The organism is Micrococcus sp. Mcc28 (assembly GCF_024519775.1).
Lineage (GTDB): Bacteria > Actinomycetota > Actinomycetes > Actinomycetales > Micrococcaceae > Micrococcus > Micrococcus luteus.
Genome location: NZ_JALJRH010000003.1, coordinates 152,165 through 169,392, shown reverse-complemented (window position 1 = coordinate 169,392; position 17,228 = coordinate 152,165). Strand labels below are relative to the sequence as shown.

Sequence of the window (17,228 nt, the reverse complement as noted above, 5' to 3'; positions counted from 1 at the left end):
ATGGTGCTGTGCCCCGGCCCCCGATTATAGGGCGGAAACAGCATTCAGCTGTGTCACCTGCCACATTCTCCTGTGAGCGCCCGCCGGTCAGTCTCCTTCGGCGAGTTCAGCGGCCTGCAGCCACTCCTCCTCCAGGACGTCCAGCCGCGCGTCGAGGTCCTTCAGGTCGGCGGAGGCCGCGGTGAGGGCGTCGAAGTCCTGCGCCTGCCCCAGCTCGGCCATCCGCGCCTCGAGGCCGGACCTGCGGTCCCGGAGCCGGGTCATCTGCTTCTCGAGCCGGGCCATCTCCTTGCGGGCCAGCCGTCGCTCCGCCTCGGTGGGCCCGGTGTCCTCCTCCGGCCCGCCCATGCCCGCGCACGTCCCGACGACGTCGTTGCGGCCTCGGGCCGCGCCGGCTCCCCGGGCCGGGCCGCCGGCGTCGTCCATCGCGGCGCGCAGCGCGAGGTACTGGTCCACCCCGCCCGGCAGGCCGCGGACCTTGCCGTCCCCGAGCAGGGCGACCTGGTGGTCGGTGACGCGCTCGAGCAGGTAACGGTCGTGGGAGACCACCACCAGGGTCCCCGGCCACCCGTCCAGCACGTCCTCGACGGCGGCCAGGGTGTCCGTGTCCAGGTCGTTGGTCGGCTCGTCGAGCATGAGGACGTTGGGCTCGCCCACGAGCAGACGCAGCAGCTGCAGGCGCCGGCGCTCGCCGCCCGAGAGCTCGGAGACCTGAGTCCACTGCCGGGAGGTGCCGAAGCCGAGCATCTCGAGCAGCTGGCCGGAGGACATCTCGCGGTCACCGACCTGGAAGGACGAGCCCTCGCGGGCCATGACTTCGGCGACGCGCAGGTGGGCGACGTCGTCGAGCTCCTTCACGTCCTGGGTGAGGGTGGCCGAGACCACCGTCTTGCCGCGCTTCACCCGCCCCGAGTCCGGGGCGATGCGGCCGTCGAGCAGGCGCAGCAGGGTCGACTTGCCCGCACCGTTGACGCCGACCACGCCGAGCCGCTCGCCGGGCGCCAGGCGCAGGGTGACGTCGTCGAGGATCGGCTTCTCCCCCAGCGTCAGGCTCACGTGCTCGAGGTCGAGGACGTCCTTGCCGAGCCGGGCCGTGGCCATCTTCGCCAGGGACACCGAGTCGCGCGGGGCGGGGACGTCCTCGATGATGGCGTTGGCCGCCTCGATGCGGAACTTCGGCTTGGACGTGCGCGCCGGGGCGCCACGGCGCAGCCAGGCGAGCTCCTTCTTCACCAGCTGCTGACGCTTCTGCCCCGTCACCGCCGCCTGCCGAGAGCGCTCCGCGCGCGCGAGCATCCACGCGGCGTAGCCGCCGTCGAACGGGTCCACCGTGGCGTCGTGCACCTCCCACGTGCGCGTGCAGACCTCGTCGAGGAACCACCGGTCGTGGGTGACCACCACGAGGCCGCCGTCGGTGGGGCGCCAGCGCTGCTTCAGGTGGCGGGCGAGCCACGCGACGCCCTCCACGTCCAGGTGGTTGGTGGGCTCGTCGAGGAAGAGGACGTCGTCGTCCCCGGCGAGCAGACGGGCCAGGGCCACGCGACGGCGCTGGCCGCCGGAGAGGCCCCGCACGGACTGCTCGAGGTCGAAGCCGTCGAGGAGACCGCCCAGGACGTCCCGGACCTTGGGGTCCGAGGCCCACACGTGGTCGTCCACGTCCCCGACCACGGCCTGACGCACGGTGTGCTCCGGGTCGAGCCGGTCCTGCTGGTCCAGCACGCCCACGCGGACGCCGCCGCGGCGGGTGACGCGGCCCGTGTCGGGTTCCTGGAGGCCGGCGAGGATGCGCATGAGGGTGGACTTGCCGTCGCCGTTGCGGCCCACGAGTCCGATCCGGTCCCCCTCATCCACGCCGAGGGAGAGGCCCTCGAGGACGGTGCGAGTGCCGAAGGCGATGCCGATGTTCTCGGCGCCGAGCAGGTGGGCCATGGAGGAGGGAGTCCTTTCCGGACGGAGGAGGGGTGGTCGGGTGCGGCGGGGTGCGCCGCCGGGTGTCAGAGCACGTGGGCGCCGGGCACGGGGCCGTGGACGGGGAGGGCGCGCACGCCCGTGCGCTCCTCGATGGCCGAGGCCAGCCGCAGCGCGGAGTCTTCGTCCTGCGCCACGAAGAGCAGGGTGGGGCCGGAGCCGGAGACCATGCCGCGCAGCGCGCCCTCGTCCATACCGAGGTCGAGGACGTCCGAGAGCTCGGGGAAGAGGACGACGGCCGGGGTCTGCAGGTCATTGTCCATGGCGGTGGCGAGTTCGAGCGGATCGGCCGCGGTGAGGGCCCGCAACACGGCCTCGTTCATCTCCGGGCGCGTCGGCCCGTCGGACAGGTGGCCCTCCCGGCGCAGCTCGTCCAGGGTCTGGAACACCACGGGGGTGGACAGCCCGGCGTCCGCCGGGACGAGGACGAGGTGCACCGGGGTGCGGGCCGCGACGGGGGTCAGCTCCGCCCCGGTCCCGAGCCCGACGGCGGCGCCGCCCAGCACGCTGAAGGGCACGTCCGCGCCCAGCGGGGCGGCCAGCTCGGCGAGCTCGGCGCGGGTGTGCCCGGTCTCCCACAGGGCGCTGCACGCGAGCAGCGCGGCGGCCGCGTCGGCGGAGCCGCCGCCCATGCCACCCGCGACCGGGACCTGCTTGGCGACCTCGAGGTGGACGCCGTGGGTGTCAGGATCCAACGCGAGGGTCCGCCGTAGGTGTGCGGCGGCGCGGTGCGCGAGGTTGCGCTCGTCCCAGGGCACGTCCTGGGTGTCCACCAGACTGATGTGGCGGCCCGACGGGCCGACGGTGATCCTCCCGTCCGCGCGCGCGATCGCCGTGACGGTCTCCCGCAGGCTGACGGCCAGGTACACGGTGGCCACGGGGTGGTAGCCGTCCGCGCCGGGGGGTCCCACCCGCAGGGACAGGTTCACCTTACCGGGGGCGCTGACCGTGACGTGCCGGGCTGTGGGGTCGAGGCCGAGGTCCTCCGTCGTCATGCGCCCACCTCCTCCGCCGCACGCCGCGGGCCGTGCTCGGCGATCCGCGCGAAGGCCGCGATGTCCAGGGCCTCGCCGCGGGCGCGCGGGTCCACGCCGGCGGCCACCAGGGCGTCCTCCGCCGCCTGCGGCGACCCCGCCCAGGAGGCGAGCGCGGCGCGCAGGGTCTTGCGGCGCTGGGCGAAGGCGGCGTCCACCACGGCGAAGACCTCCCGGCGGGGCGCGCCGCCCGCCGGCGGCTCACGCCGGGTGAAGGCGACCAGCCCGGAGTGGATGCGCGGAGCCGGCCAGAACACCTGGGTGCCGATGGTGCCCGCCTTGCGCACGTCCGCGTACCACGCCGCCTTGGCGGACGGCACACCGTAGACCTTGGAGCCGGGCCCGGCCGCGAGACGGTCCGCGACCTCCTCCTGCACCATCACCAGGCCGTGCCGGAGCCCCGGCAGGACCGCGAGCGCGTGCAGCAGCACGGGCACGGCCACGTTGTAGGGCAGGTTCGCCACGAGCGCGGTGGGGCCGCTGGCGGCGGCAGCGGGCCGGACCTCGGCCAGGGCCTGCTCGCTCAGCGTCATGGCGTCCGCGTGCAGCACGGCGAGGGCGTCCTCGGCCCCGGGGCGGAACTCGGCGGCGGTGCGCGGCAGGCGGGCGGCGGTGACCGGGTCGATCTCGACGGCGGTGACGGCGGCGGCCGCGTCCAGCAGGCCGAGGGTGAGCGAGCCCAGACCGGGGCCGATCTCGAGCACGTGCTCGTCCGCGGTCACGTCCGCGGCCTGCACGATGCGCCGGATCGTGTTCGGGTCGATCACGAAGTTCTGGCCCCACTGCTTGGTGGGACGCAGGTCCAGCTCGGCGGCGATGCGCCGCACGTCCGCGGCGCTCAGCAGCGGGGCGGGGGCGGGGTGCGGGGAGGGCTGGACCATGCCCGCGAGTCTATCGGGGCGCCGGACAGGGTAACCGGGGCGCAGGGGCGCGGGCTCCGCTCAGGTGGAGAGGTCACCGAGCCGGACGAGTTCGCGGAACTCGGGGCTCGTCTCCTGCAGCCCGGCGAACGTGCCCTGGCCGATGATCCGCCCCTGGTCCATCAGCACGATCTGATCGCAGCGCTTGACCGTGGAGAGACGGTGGGCGACCACGATGACCGTGATCCGGCCACGCAGCGACTCGATCACCTCGGTGACCCGGCGTTCCGTGAGGTTGTCGAGGGCCGACGTCGCCTCATCGAGCACGAGGAGGCGGGGGCGCCGGAAGAGCGCGCGCGCGATGCCCAAGCGCTGGCGCTGGCCGCCGGAGACGCCCACGGCCCCTTCGCCGATCACGGTGTCCAGGCCGTCGGGGAGCTCGTCCAGCCACTGGCCCAGCTGGGCTTCGCGCAGCACGCGCTCCACCTCGGCCCGGTCCGCCGTCTGGGCGGCCTCGACGTCCAGGAGCACGTTGTGCAGCACCGTCCCGTTGACCACGGTGACGGACTGCGGGACGAACGCCACATTGTCCCACCAGCCGCGCGGGTTGGCCTCGAGCTCCACCCCGTCCACGTAGACCCCACCGCGCTGGGCGTGGTGGAAGCCGATGACCAGGTCCACCAGGGTGGTCTTGCCGGCACCGCTGCCGCCCACGAAGGCGTACGAGGATCCGAAGGGGATGCGCAGGTCGATGTCGCGCAGGACCGGCTCGGTCGTGCCGGGGTAGGTGAAGGACGCGTCCCGCACCTCGATGGACTCCTCGAACGTGACGCGCTCGTAGGGCCGGTCCGCCGCGTGCAGGACCGGCTGTGCGGCGGCGAGCTCCGCCGTCGTGCGCTCGAAGGCGGGCCAGGACGTGCGGATCTCGTTGGTGGTGGCCATGAGCGCGGCCATGGACGGCAGCACGCGGAAGCCGGCCATCGCGAGCAGGGCGAGCGAGCCGAACGCCTCCCCGCCGCGGCCCTGGATGAAGGCCACGGCCACGAGCGCTGCGATGGCCGCCACGAAGGCGACCTCGAGCACGTAGCGCGGCATCATCGTGAGGATCATCTTGAGCCGCGTGGCTTCGGCGCTCTCCATGCGGGCCGCGCGGTACTCCTCCATGAACGCCGAGTCGTTGCCGCGGATCTTCACGTCCTTGTAGTTCTCCAGGCCCTGCAGCGCCGCCGTGTTGGCCCGCTCCCCCGTGGTCACCAGGGTCCAGCCCAGGCGGGAGGCCGGGCGGCGGATCACGGTCTTGATCACCCAGGCGACGGCGAGGAAGTACAGGGCCATCCCGAGCCCCGTCAGCGGCATGGCGACGCCCACCACGACCGCCACCGCGACGAGCGTCACGGCCTCCGTGAGGAACGTGACGGACGCGTTCACCACGCCCGTGTAGGCCATGCTGGAGGTGCCGGTGACGTTGTTGACCAGGGTGCCGACCGTGCGCGTCAGGTGCAGGCCGTAGTCGGCCCGCAGGTAGTAGCGCAGCAGCGTGGCGGACGTGCGGATGAGGTTCTGGTTGGTGAACCCCATGGTCCACCAGCGGAACGCGAGCACCAGGATCGCCTTGAGCAGGAAGGCCAGCACGATCACGACGGCGAAGGCCACCGTCTGCTCCGGCACCGTCACGGCCCCGAACCGGGCCAACAGCCCTTCGAGCACCGGGGAGCCCAGCTCACCCGAGGTCAGCAGGCTGACCAGCGGGAGGATCGAGGCGAGCGCCACCATCTCGAGGCCGGCCACGAGGACGGACCCGAGGACCACGAACACGAGGCGGATCCGCATGGGGCGGTCCACCAGGTACTGCGTTCCCTCGGGCAGCCGGGCTTTGAGGAGTCGGGTCAGCACGTCGCCCATCCTAGGGGCCGCGTCTGGATCGGCTTAGAACGCCCCGTACACCCGGGCGGTGTTCTCACTCACCGCGCGGGCGAGGGCCGCCACGTCGTCTCCGCGCGTCTCCGCCATGCCCCGCAGGGTCAGCGGGACCAGGTAGGGCGCGTTGGGGCGGCCTCGATGCGGATGCGGCGTGAGGAAGGGCGCGTCCGTCTCCACGAGCAGCAGCTCGGCCGGGGCGATCCGCAGCGCCTCGCGCAGCCCGTCGTTGGCCTTGAAGGTCACGGGGCCGGCGAAGGACATGTGCCAGCCGTGCTCGGCGCACGTGCGGGCCAGATCGGGCCCGCCGGAGAAGCAGTGGAACACCACGTGCGGGGGCAGCCCGCCGTCGGCCGCCTCCTCGAGCAGGATCCGGACGACGTCGTCGTGCGCGTCCCGATCGTGGATCTGCAGGGCCGTGCCGAGTTCGCGGGCGAGTCGGATGTGCCGGCGGAAGGACTCCTGCTGCGCGGCGTGGCCGGCCTCGTCCTGCGTCCGGAAGTAGTCGAGGCCCGTCTCGCCGACGGCGCGCACGCGGGGGTGGCGGGCGAGCTCCGCGATCTGCGCGAACGCCTCCTCGAACTCGCCACGCTCGGCCAGGCGGGCCGCGTCGTTGGGGTGCAGCGCCACGGCCCCGAGCAGGCGGGGCTCGGCCTCGATCGCCGCGATCGTGAACTGGGCCGAGGCGACGTCGCAGCCCACCTGGACCGCCCCGGTCACGCCCACGGCCTCCGCCGCGTCCATCGCCTGGTGGACGTCCACGCGGACCAGGCCGTCGCGGAAGTCGAGGTGCGTGTGGTTGTCCACGACGGGCGCCGGCAGCGGCTCGGGTGCGGGCGGGTACTCGAGGCGCCGCCGACGTCCCGACTTCTCCTCGTGGGCGTCCCGGCGCGGGCCGCCGTCGTCGTCCGGCTGCGGGGCGGGGGCACGGTAGGCGAGGGGGGTCTCGGATGCGTGGGCCATGCACCCCACTCTAGGGAGCCGAGCCCGGCCCCCCCGACACGCCTCGGGGGCGGTATCGGGTGGTATCCACGTCGGATACCACCCGATACCGCCCCCGGAGGACACGGCTCGGCGCGAGGGTCAGGCCTTCGTGGCCGCCCACGGGTCGGCGATGCCGATGTACTGCACCGAGGTGTACTCCTCGATGCCCTCGGCGCCGCCCTCGCGGCCCAGGCCCGACTGCTTCACGCCGCCGAACGGCGCGGCCGGGTTGGAGATGACGCCCACGTTGTAGCCCATGAGGCCGAACTCGATGCTCTCGGCCACGCGGTACATCCGGGCCTGATCCTTGGTGAACACGTAGGAGGCGAGGCCGTACTCGGTGTCGTTGGCCATCTCGATGGCCTCCTCCTCGGAGGAGAAGGTCACGATCGGGGCCACCGGGCCGAAGATCTCCTGCTGGAGGATCGGGTTGCCCTTCTCCACCTTGATCGCGGTCGGCGCGTAGAAGTAGCCGTCGCCCTCGATCTTGTGGCCGCCGGTGAGCACCTCGCCGCCGGCCGCCACGGCGTCCTGGACGAGCTGGTCGATGTCGTCGCGCGCGCCCTCGTCCACGATGGGGCCGAGGGTGGACTCCGGGTCGGTGCCGCGCAGGGGCTTGAGCGCCTCGAGCTTGGCCACGAACTTCTGCGTGAACTCCTCGGCCACCTCCTCGTGCACGAGGAAGCGGTTGGCGGCGGTGCAGGCCTCGCCCATGTTGCGCATCTTCGCGGCGAAGGCGCCCTCGACGGCGGCGTCCAGGTCCGCGTCCTCGAAGACGATGAGCGGGGCGTTGCCGCCGAGCTCCATCGAGGTGCGCAGCACGTTGTCCGCGGCGTCCTTCATGAGGCGCACACCGACCGGCGTGGAGCCGGTGAAGGACACCTTGCGCAGGCGCCGGTCCTGCAGGATCGGACCGGAGATCGACGAGGCGGAGGAGCCCGCGACGACGTTGAGCACGCCCTTGGGCAGGCCGGCCTCCTGCATCACCTGCGCGAACAGCTGGGTGGTCAGCGGGGTCAGCTTGGCGGCCTTGAGGACCATGGTGCAGCCGGCGGCGACGGCGGGGCCCACCTTGCGGGTGGCCATGGCCAGCGGGAAGTTCCACGGGGTGATCAGCAGGCACGGGCCCACCGGGCGGTGGTGCACCTGCATGCGCAGCGTGCCCTCGGGCACGGTCAGGGTGCGGCCGTAGTGGCGGCCGGCCTCCTCCGAGAACCAGCGCAGGAAGCCGTTGCCGTACGTGACCTCGCCGCGGGCCTCGGCGAGCGGCTTGCCCATCTCGAGGGTCATCAGCAGCGCGAAGTCCTCGGCGCGCTCGTTGATCAGATCGTAGGCGCGGCGCAGGATGTCGGCGCGCTCCTTGGCCGGGGTGCGGGCCCAGTCGGCCTGCGCGGCGCAGGCGGCGTCGAAGGCGGCCATGGCGTCGTCGGAGTTCGCGTCCTGCAGGCTCGCGATGACCTTGCCGGTGGCCGGGTCCTTCACGTCGAAGGTCTTGCCGGAGGAGGCATCGCGCCACTCGCCGTCGATCAGCAGGCCGGTGGGGACGGACTCCAGCAGCGCCTTCTCGCGCTCAGCGGTCACGGTCATGATGCACCTCTTTCGGGGTCGGTGGTCGGAGGCGGCACGCCCCGCCTCCTGAAAGGAAACGGGTGGACGGCCACGGCTATTCCGACGCCGTCCGGCGGCGGTCGGCAGCGGCTCCACGGCCGATCCTAGCTGTACCCCGCCAGGACGCTGGTGAGCGTCGCGCGGTGACGATCGGGAGAACCTCCGTGGGGTGAAGCGCTCTGGGTTTCGTCCCGAGTCTCAGCAAGAAGAATCGAAAGGCCCGAGAAGTTCGGTCCCGGGGTGCGTGAGCGTGCTGTGCGCATGGTTCACGACCGTCGGGCACTCGACGGCGGTCCGAGATCGGAGTCGAGCCGTGCCGTCGCACCCCAAGTCGGCGTCGGCGTGCAGACACTGAGGGTCTGGTGCAACCGGTACGGGCCACCAGGGCCCTCCGCGATCGCCATCGAGGTCGCGATCCTGGACTGGGTCACCGGGTGGAACACCCGACGACTCCATCGAGCCCTCGGCTCGTGGCGGCTCCAGCAGGTGGGAGCAACGCCCATGAATGCAGCGAGGGGTGGCTGCAGAGGGCTGCAGCCACCCCTCGCTGACACGTGGGTTGAGAGAGACTCGAGTCAGTTCGTCGTCTTGGGGCCGATGATCTCGAGGCGATCGGCAGACCAGGTAACGTTCGACGCGGCCCCCGTGTCGAACGCGACGCGCTGCGTGCCGATATACGCGGTGAGGTGGACCTGGTTGACCATGGACGCCACGTCCTTGGCCCAGAAGTAGGGATTGAATGACGGCTGTGCGTAGTAATAGCAGCCGGTAATGGGTGCTGAATACGTCAGGGTGATGGAGGACCCGTCCGAGGCCAGCTTGGTGACTTCCCAGTATGCGGGGTTGGTGCCGGTCACGAAGCGGTCCCCGACCTTCAACGTGTAGAAGGTCTTGCTGTCGCCCACGCTGCCGTTCGTGTAGGTGTTGTAGGGGGTGCCGGCCTTCCGAGCGTTCAGGACCTTGCGGAAGTCGACGATGCCCGCAGGAGCCGTGTAGACGATCGAGATCTTCTTGTTCTGGACGGATTGGCAGGCCGTGGCATCGGGGATACCCACGCCCGGTGTGGCATTCAGATAGAGCGCGGTCGTACCGTTTTGCGCCTGGACGTACTTCGTCATGAGCGGGTTCGCGTACAGAGTTGCGCCGGCAACCACGCCAACGCTCGATACAGCAAAGGCCGGGGCTGCGGCGGTGGCAGCGATCGCCGGGACGGACCAGGTGACACCCTTAGTTACTTGTCGGCGCGAGATCGCTCGAGTTTCGTTGACCATGCCAAGCCTTTCGTGGTGCTTCTGGGGACCTGGGGCACCTCCACAGGCATGAGGCACTCTGACATAGTAGCGGTCCTGCCACAACCGACGAGTCGTGGAATCTGTGATTATTCACGCTTGAGAGGCCCGTTGTGAATCGACTGTTCACGCGGTAAGCGCTGCTGGCTGTGCAGCCGGGGACGTGTCAGCCCCGGGCCGCGAGCACCGCCTGGTAGAGCTCCCGGCTCCGCATCCCGTGGGCTCCGGCCACCGCCGCCACGGCCTCCTTCAACCGGGTGCCGGACTCCACCAGCACCGCCACCTCGGCGACGGCGTCCGCCTCGGACGCCTCGCCCTCGGCGCCGGGGGCGGCCGGCCCGATCACCAGCACGATCTCCCCGCGGATCCCCTCCCCCGCGTGCCGCTCCGCAGCCCAGGCATGCACTCCGGCCGCGGTGCCGCGCACCACCTCCTCGTGCAGCTTGGTGAGCTCGCGGGCCACGCACACCGGCCGCTCCGCACCGAGGACCTCCACGACGACGGCCAGCGCGTCCGCCAGACGCTGCGGCGACTCGAAGGCGACCACGGTGCGGGCCTCGGTCAGCAGGGAGGTGAGCCATCGCCGTCGTTCCCCGTCCTTGCGGGGGACGAAGCCGTCGAAGGCGAACCGGTCCGTCGGCAGGCCGGAGAGGGCGAGCGCGGTGGTCACGGCGGAGGGGCCGGGCGCACACGTCACGGGCAGCCCTGCGGACACCGCGGCCGCCACGAGCCGGTACCCCGGGTCCGAGACCGTGGGCATGCCCGCGTCCGAGACCACCGCCACCGTGGCACCGCCCCGCACCTGGTCCAGCAGCCCCTGAGCGGAGGCCGCCTCGTTGTGCTCGTGATGGGCCACCACCCTGCCCGCCGGGGTGACGCCCAGGCCGGCGCACAGGCGCCGCGCGGTCCGGGTGTCCTCGGCGGCGATCACGTCCGCCTCCGCCAGCAGATCGCGGAGGCGCGCGGACGCGTCCCCGAGGTTGCCGATGGGGGTGGCGGCCAGGACGATGCGGCCCTCGGGCATGGGACGACCTTTCGACGGACGGACGGCTGCCCCGAGCCTACGGCCCCGGTCACCGTGCACGTCTCGCCGTCCGGCCCGCCGCCTAGCATGGAGCCCGTGCCCGCCACCGCCCTCGCCCCCCGCCCCGCCGCCGTCGCGGCCGACGACGGCCCCTTCGGCGTCGCCGCCCTGCGCGCCCGCCTCGGGGTCAGTGCGGCACCCCTGACGCGGTGGCACTGGATCCTGCCGCTGCTGGTCACGGCGATCGCCGGCGTCCTGCGGTTCACGAACCTGGCCCACCCGGACCAGCTGATCTTCGACGAGACCTACTACCCCAAGGACGCCTACTCCCTCCTGGAGTCCGGCTACGAGCGGCGGTGGGACGAGGACGTCAACGACGCGTTCGCGCGCGGCGAGGCAGAGCCGCTCGAGGGAGCCGCCTACGTGGTGCACCCGCCGCTGGGCAAGTGGCTGATCGGCCTGGGCATGCTCGCGTTCGGCCCGGACAACGGGGTGGGCTGGCGGTTCAGCGCCGCGGTGGCCGGCACGCTGTCCGTCCTGCTGGTCGCCCTCGCCACGCAGCACCTGCTGCGCTCGGTGTCCCTGGGCGCGGTCGCCGGGCTGCTGCTGGCCGTGGAGGGCCACCACCTGGTGATGTCCCGCATCGGGCTGCTGGACATCTTCCTCTCGTTCTTCGTGCTCGCGGCCTTCGCCGCGCTGCTGGCCGACCGCGTCCACGGGCGGCGGCTGCTCGCGGAGCGGATCGCCCACGACGTCGCCCGGTTAGGACGCGACGCCCTGGCCAGCGGGCCGTGGCTCGGCTGGCGCCCGTGGCGACTGCTCGCAGGCGTGCTGCTGGGCGCCGGCTGCGCCGTGAAGCTCTCCGGGCTGGCGTTCATGGCGGCCTTCGGCCTGCTCACGGTCCTGTGGGACATGTCCGCGCGCCGGACCGCCGGGGTGCGGCACTGGGCGTGGGCCGGCGTCGAGAAGGACGGCCTGTACGCGTTCGTGGCCGTGGTGGGCGGCGGCCTGGTCGCCTACCTGGCCTCGTGGACCGGCTGGTTCGTCACGGAGGGCGGCTACTACCGGGACTGGCACCGGGACAACCCGCCGGAGGGCCTGCTCGCCGGGCTGGTCCCCGGTCCGCTGCGCTCCCTGTGGCACTACCACGTGGAGTCCACGACCTTCCACCAGGGCCTCACCAGCCCCCACGACTACGCCGCCAACCCGTGGACCTGGCCGTTCATGGGCCGGCCCGTGAGCTACTACTACGAGGGCGCAGAGCCCGGCGAGGGGATCTGCCCGGCGGACGCCGCGGGCGCGTGCTCGGCGGCCATCACGGACATCGCCAACCCGTTCGTGTGGTGGACGGGCCTGGCCGCCGTCCTCGTGTGCGTGTGGCTGCTGGTGCGCCACCGGGACTGGCGGGCCGGCGCCCTGCTCAGCGCCTACGTGGCCGGGCAGCTGGTGTGGTTCCTGTGGCCCGAGCGGACCATGTTCTTCTTCTACACGATCGCCTATGAGCCCTTCTTCGTGATGATGATCGCCCTGGCGCTCTCGCTGCTGCTGCGGCCGGGTCGCCGGCCCGGGCCCCGCTGGGGCTCGGCCCTGGTGCTGGCGTACGTGACGATCGCCGTCGCCGTGTCCCTGTTCTTCCTGCCCGTCTGGATCGGCGACGTCATCTCGTACGACCAGTGGCGCTGGCGGATGTGGTTCAGCAGCTGGATCTGACGGCCGCGTCCCGGGCGCGGGTGTGCCGACCGCGCGCCGCACGCCCGGAATGGATACGCTCGGACCGTGCAGAACCAGAGCCCCGTCCATGAGTCCGCCACCGAGCTCGTCGGCATGCCGCCGGCGGACTCCAACATCACGGACCTGATCGTCGCCTCCTGTGCCGACCGGCCGGACGCCCCCGTGTACGCCCTGCGCAACGGCGCGGGCGGCTGGGTGGACGTCCACTTCACCGCGTTCCTGACCCAGGTGCGCGCCGTGGCGGCCGGCCTCATCGCCCGCGGCGTCCAGCCCGGGGACCGGGTGGGCCTGTTCTCCCCCACCTCCTACGCGTGGGCCGTCCTCGACCAGGCCGTGTGGTTCGCCGGCGCCGTCTCCGTGCCGATCTACGAGACCTCCTCGGCCCACCAGGTGGAGCACATCGTCACGGACTCGGGCCTGCGGGTGGTCGCCGTCGGCAGCGAGGAGCTCGACGAGCGCGTCGCCGAGGCCGCCGGGCACGCGGGCGTGGACGTGGCGACGTTCCCGCTGACGGACGCCGGACTGGCGGAGCTGGCCGAGGCCGGCGCGTTCGTGTCGGACGACGCCGTCGAGCACGCCCGCTCCCTGGCGACCCTCGCCAGCCCCGCCTCGATCGTCTACACCTCCGGCACCACCGGACGGCCGAAGGGCGCCGTGATCACGCACGGCAACTTCGTGGGCGCGGCCATCAACGTGCTGCACTTCGCGCGCGAGGTGGTCCAGTGGTCCCCGGAGACGACAACGTCGCGCACCCTGCTCTTCCTCCCGCTGGCCCACGTGCTCGCCCACGCCGTCCAGGTCATCTGCCTGTACGCCCGCATCCAGGTGGCCCACTCCGGTTCCCCGGCCACGCTGCTCGGCGACCTCGCCTCCTTCCACCCCACGTGGCTGCTGGCCGTGCCGCGCGTGTTCGAGAAGGTCGAGGCCGGCATCGAGGCCAAGGCCCAGAAGGGCGGCACCGGGCGGATCTACGCGGCCGCCAAGCGCACCGCCATCGAGTGGTCCACGGCCGTGGACGAGGCCGAGTTCGGGGACGGCCCCGGGCCTTCGGCCCTGCTGCGCGCCCGGCGCGCGCTGTTCGACCGGCTGGTCTACCGCAAGATCCGGGAGGCCCTCGGCGGCGAGGTGATCTCGTGCGTGTCCGGCGCGTCCGCCCTCTCCCCGGAGCTGGTGCACTTCTTCCGCGGCGCCGGCATTCCGATCGTGGAGGGCTACGGCCTCACGGAGACCACCGCGCCGGCCACCGTGAACATCCCCGGCGCGCACCGCGTGGGCACCGTGGGCCTGCCCGTGGCCGGGGTGACGGTGAAGATCGCCGAGGACGGCGAGATCCTCATCCGCGGCCCCGTGGTGTTCGACGGCTACCACGGCATGCCGAAGGCGTCGGCGGAGGCGATGGAGGACGACTTCTTCCGCACCGGGGACATCGGTGCGCTGGACGAGCACGGCTTCCTGCGGATCACCGGCCGCAAGAAGGACGTGATCATCACCGCCGGCGGCAAGAACGTGTACCCCACGCCCATGGAGGAGGCGCTGCGCCAGCACCGGCTCATCGAGCACGTCGTGGTGGTCGGGGAGAACCGCCCGTTCGTGGGCGCCCTCATCACCCTGGACGCCGAGGCCCTCACCCAGTGGGCCCTGGACCGCGAGCTCAGCCTCACGCCGGCCGAGGCCGCGACGGACCCCACCGTGCTGGCCTCGATCCAGGAGGCGGTGGACCAGGTCAACGCGGGCGTCTCCCGCGCCGAGTCCATCCGCCGCTTCCGCATCCTGGACCACCCGTTCACCGAGGACTCCGGGCACGTCACCCAGTCCCAGAAGCTCAAGCGGGCCCAGGTGATCGAGGACCACGCCGAGGACGTCGAGGCCCTCTACCGTCGCTGACCCCGCGCCCCCGGACGACGACGGGCCGGGAGGACGCCTCGTCCTCCCGGCCCGTTCCCGTCCGGCGGCGGTCAGCGCACCACGGCGTCGTCCTCCCGGGCCCACCGCAGGCGGGTGCGCAGCAGCTGCTCGCGGCGGTCCGCGCTCAGCTCACGACGGCGGCGCGTGGGCCACGTGAGCACGAGCGTCACGAGGGACGCCAGCAGGGTCACCAGCCCGACCACCACGGCCGCATCCACCCAGAACTGCTCGGGGTAGAGGCGGATGAGGGCGTCCCGCACGGAGAACGTCCACGTGCCGTCCGCGAAGAACAGCGAGTGGAACCCGGCGAAGAACGTCTCCCAGCCCAGCACCGCCAGGACCGCCAGCGCGATCACCGCGAGCGGCAGCCACACGGCGCCGGCGAACAGGGCGCGGCGCACCCCGCCGGGGCTGGTGCGCAGCAGGGACGCGATGAGCAGGGCGCACACCACCAGGAGCACCACGAGCGCCGCGGCGGCGATCCACAGCACGGTCTTCACATCCGTCATGTGGTCGACCTCGACCTCGGTGAACAGCGGTGCGCCCTGGTGCGTGAGGCTGCTGAGATACCGCGGCCCGGCCAGGTTGGTCACGTAGTCCAGCCCGGCGGAGCCGTAGTGCATGCGGTCGGCGAGGGTGAAGCCGAACCGGTCCGCGGGGAACCCGGGCCGGTGGTACTCCAGCCACAGGAACACCGGGCTCGCCACGAGGCGGACGGCGGCCAGCACCAGGGCGAGCGGGGCGAGGATCGCCAGCAGCACCTGCGCCAGGCGCGGACCCGCCTTGGGCAGGCGCGCGCGCTCCTCCGGCGTGGGGCCCTGCAGGGCCGCCGCCTGGGCCACGGGGGCGGCCGTGCCGTCCTCGGGGTAGCGGTCGACCGGGGCGGCGGCGCTCGACCCCGCCGCGCGGGCCCCGACGGCGGCGCTCAGCGGGCCGAGCTCGTCGGCGCCGGGCAGCGGCCGCCGGCCGCCCTCGGGCACGGCCCGGGAGGCGACGATGTCGCGGTCGGCGTCCGCGGCCGGGCGGCCGGCGTCGCGTCGGTCCGCGGCCGCCGCGTCCCCGCCGCGCAGCGCGGCGAGGTCCTCGGGGCTGAGCGCCGAGGTGTGCTGGGCGCCGCCGTCGTCGTCCCGGCCCATGGCGGGCAGCGCCTGGGTGCGGTTCGGGTCGTCCGCGGCGTCGTCCTCCACGAACGCGCCGTAGTCCAGCCCGGAATCGAAGTCCTCCGCCCCGGCGCGCTCGTCGCGCCCGCGGCCGGCCTGATGGGAAGCCATGCTCGTGCCTCTCTCGAGTGGGTCCGTCCGCCCGCGGGCGCCGGGGATCAGTAGCGGTAGTGGTCGGCCTTGTAGGGGCCGGCCACGTCCACGCCGAGGTACTCGGCCTGGGCCTTGGTCAGCTCGGTCAGCCCGACGCCGAGGGCGTCCAGGTGCAGGCGGGCGACCTTCTCGTCCAGCACCTTGGGCAGCGTGTAGACGCGCTTCTCGTAGTGCTCGCCGGTCAGGGCGCCGGTGCCCGTGGAGCCGCCGAAGAGCTCGATCTGCGCCATCACCTGGTTGGTGAAGGACGCGCTCATCACGAACGAGGGGTGGCCGGTGGCGTTGCCGAGGTTCAGCAGGCGGCCCTCGGAGAGAACGATGATGCTGCGCTCGACCTCCGTGCCGCCGTCCAGGGTCCACTCGTGGACCTGCGGCTTGATCTCCGTCTTCACGACGCCGGGGATGCGGGCCAGGCCGGCCATGTCGATCTCGTTGTCGAAGTGGCCGACGTTGCCCACGATGGCCTTGTCCTTCATGGCGGCCATGTGCTCGGCCATGATGATGTCCTTGCCGCCGGTGGTGGTGACGAAGATGTCGCCCTCGCCCACCACGTCCTCGAGGCGGGCCACCTGGTAGCCGTCCATCGCGGCCTGCAGCGCGCAGATCGGGTCGATCTCCGTGACGATCACGCGGGCGCCCTGGCCGCGCAGGGCCTCGGCAGCGCCCTTGCCGACGTCGCCGTAGCCGCAGACCACAGCCACCTTGCCGCCGATCAGCACGTCCGTGGCGCGCATGATGCCGTCCGGGAGGGAGTGGCGGATGCCGTACTTGTTGTCGAACTTGGACTTGGTCACGGCGTCGTTCACGTTGATCGCCGGGAAGAGCAGGCGGCCCTCCTGCGCCAGCTGGTAGAGGCGCAGCACGCCCGTGGTGGTCTCCTCGGAGACGCCGCGCAGGGTGCCGGCGGTGCGGGTCCAGTGCTGCGGGTCGCGGGCCAGCGAGCGGCGCAGCGTCTCGAGGATGATCCGGTACTCCTCGGGATCGTCCTCGGTGGCGCTGGGCACGGCGCCCGCGGCCTCGAACTCGACGCCCTTGTGCACCAGCAGGGTGGCGTCGCCGCCGTCGTCCAGGATCATGTTGGGGCCGAGCTCCGGATCCTCGTCCGCGCCCGGCCAGGTGAGGATCTGCGAGGCGGTCCACCAGTAGTCCTCGAGGGACTCGTTCTTCCAGGCGAACACCGGCACGCCCTGCGGGTCCTCGGGGGTGCCCGAGCCCACGACGACGGCGGCGGCGGCCTCGTCCTGCGTGGAGAAGATGTTGCAGGAGGCCCACCGGACCTCGGCGCCGAGGGCGATGAGGGTCTCGATGAGCACGGCGGTCTGCACGGTCATGTGCAGGGAGCCGGCGATGCGGGCGCCCTTGAGCGGCTGGGCCTCCCCGTACTCCTCGCGCAGGGACATCAGCCCCGGCATCTCGTGCTCGGCCAGGCGGATCTGGTGGCGGCCCGCCTCGGCCAGGGACAGGTCCCGGACCGTGAAGTCGAACGAGGCACCGGGCACGGTGGTGCGGTTGGCGAAGGCCGGGTCGACGTCGGGGGTGCGGAACTCTGCGGAGGTCTCAGTCATGCCCTCCAGCCTAGCGAGGCCCCGGACGGC

Annotated in this window: 12 protein-coding genes; 2 read left to right on the top strand and 10 right to left on the bottom strand. The window is 72.6% G+C overall.

Annotated elements, in window-relative coordinates; genetic code table 11:
• Positions 1-87 precede the first annotated feature (87 nt).
• The 8 genes from NR073_RS02655 to rsmI all read right to left on the bottom strand — a co-directional run bounded on the left by NR073_RS02655 (position 88) and on the right by rsmI (position 10,684).
• Positions 88-1,929: an ABC-F family ATP-binding cassette domain-containing protein gene (locus NR073_RS02655; protein ID WP_227449073.1), complete on the bottom strand. Its 1,842-nt coding sequence runs from the start codon at positions 1,927-1,929 to the stop codon at positions 88-90.
• Positions 1,930-1,994: 65 nt separating this feature from the next.
• Entirely contained in the window at positions 1,995-2,963 is a 969-nt protein-coding gene (locus tag NR073_RS02650; protein WP_144824661.1) for a 4-(cytidine 5'-diphospho)-2-C-methyl-D-erythritol kinase, read from the bottom strand.
• Positions 2,960-3,883: a 16S rRNA (adenine(1518)-N(6)/adenine(1519)-N(6))-dimethyltransferase RsmA gene (gene rsmA / locus NR073_RS02645; protein ID WP_256748587.1), complete on the bottom strand. Its 924-nt coding sequence runs from the start codon at positions 3,881-3,883 to the stop codon at positions 2,960-2,962. Before rsmA ends, NR073_RS02650 begins: the two co-directional genes overlap by 4 nt.
• 60 nt (positions 3,884-3,943) lie before the next feature.
• A complete protein-coding gene (locus tag NR073_RS02640; RefSeq protein WP_256748586.1) occupies positions 3,944-5,764 on the bottom strand; it encodes an ABC transporter ATP-binding protein in 1,821 nt (606 codons plus the stop codon).
• A gap of 24 nt (positions 5,765-5,788) precedes the next feature.
• On the bottom strand, positions 5,789-6,742 hold the full coding sequence (locus tag NR073_RS02635; RefSeq protein WP_256748585.1) for a TatD family hydrolase: 954 nt from the start codon (positions 6,740-6,742) through the stop codon (positions 5,789-5,791).
• A 120-nt stretch (positions 6,743-6,862) separates the two neighbouring features.
• Positions 6,863-8,350 (bottom strand): NAD-dependent succinate-semialdehyde dehydrogenase, encoded by a 1,488-nt coding sequence (locus tag NR073_RS02630; RefSeq protein WP_256748584.1) that lies wholly within the window; start codon positions 8,348-8,350, stop codon positions 6,863-6,865.
• Positions 8,351-8,946: 596 nt separating this feature from the next.
• A complete protein-coding gene (locus NR073_RS02625; protein WP_138976778.1) occupies positions 8,947-9,642 on the bottom strand; it encodes a hypothetical protein in 696 nt (231 codons plus the stop codon).
• A 184-nt stretch (positions 9,643-9,826) separates the two neighbouring features.
• Positions 9,827-10,684 carry a 16S rRNA (cytidine(1402)-2'-O)-methyltransferase gene (gene rsmI, locus NR073_RS02620; RefSeq protein WP_119217504.1) on the bottom strand — a complete coding sequence of 286 codons (858 nt, stop codon included), beginning with the start codon at positions 10,682-10,684 and terminating at the stop codon, positions 9,827-9,829.
• Positions 10,685-10,780: 96 nt separating this feature from the next.
• Between rsmI and NR073_RS02615 the strand changes: the two genes are divergently transcribed.
• The gene (locus NR073_RS02615; protein WP_256748583.1) at positions 10,781-12,394 is read left to right on the top strand and encodes a phospholipid carrier-dependent glycosyltransferase; all 1,614 of its coding nucleotides are present in this window, start codon (positions 10,781-10,783) and stop codon (positions 12,392-12,394) included.
• A 66-nt stretch (positions 12,395-12,460) separates the two neighbouring features.
• Positions 12,461-14,299 carry an AMP-dependent synthetase/ligase gene (locus NR073_RS02610; protein WP_256748582.1) on the top strand — a complete coding sequence of 613 codons (1,839 nt, stop codon included), beginning with the start codon at positions 12,461-12,463 and terminating at the stop codon, positions 14,297-14,299.
• A gap of 71 nt (positions 14,300-14,370) precedes the next feature.
• Here NR073_RS02610 and NR073_RS02605 read toward each other — a convergent pair whose 3' ends face one another.
• A complete protein-coding gene (locus tag NR073_RS02605) occupies positions 14,371-15,591 on the bottom strand; it encodes a TIGR01906 family membrane protein (protein ID WP_256748581.1) in 1,221 nt (406 codons plus the stop codon).
• Positions 15,592-15,638: 47 nt separating this feature from the next.
• Positions 15,639-17,198 (bottom strand): adenosylhomocysteinase, encoded by a 1,560-nt coding sequence (gene ahcY / locus NR073_RS02600; RefSeq protein ID WP_256748580.1) that lies wholly within the window; start codon positions 17,196-17,198, stop codon positions 15,639-15,641.
• Between the last annotated feature and the right edge of the window lie 30 nt (positions 17,199-17,228).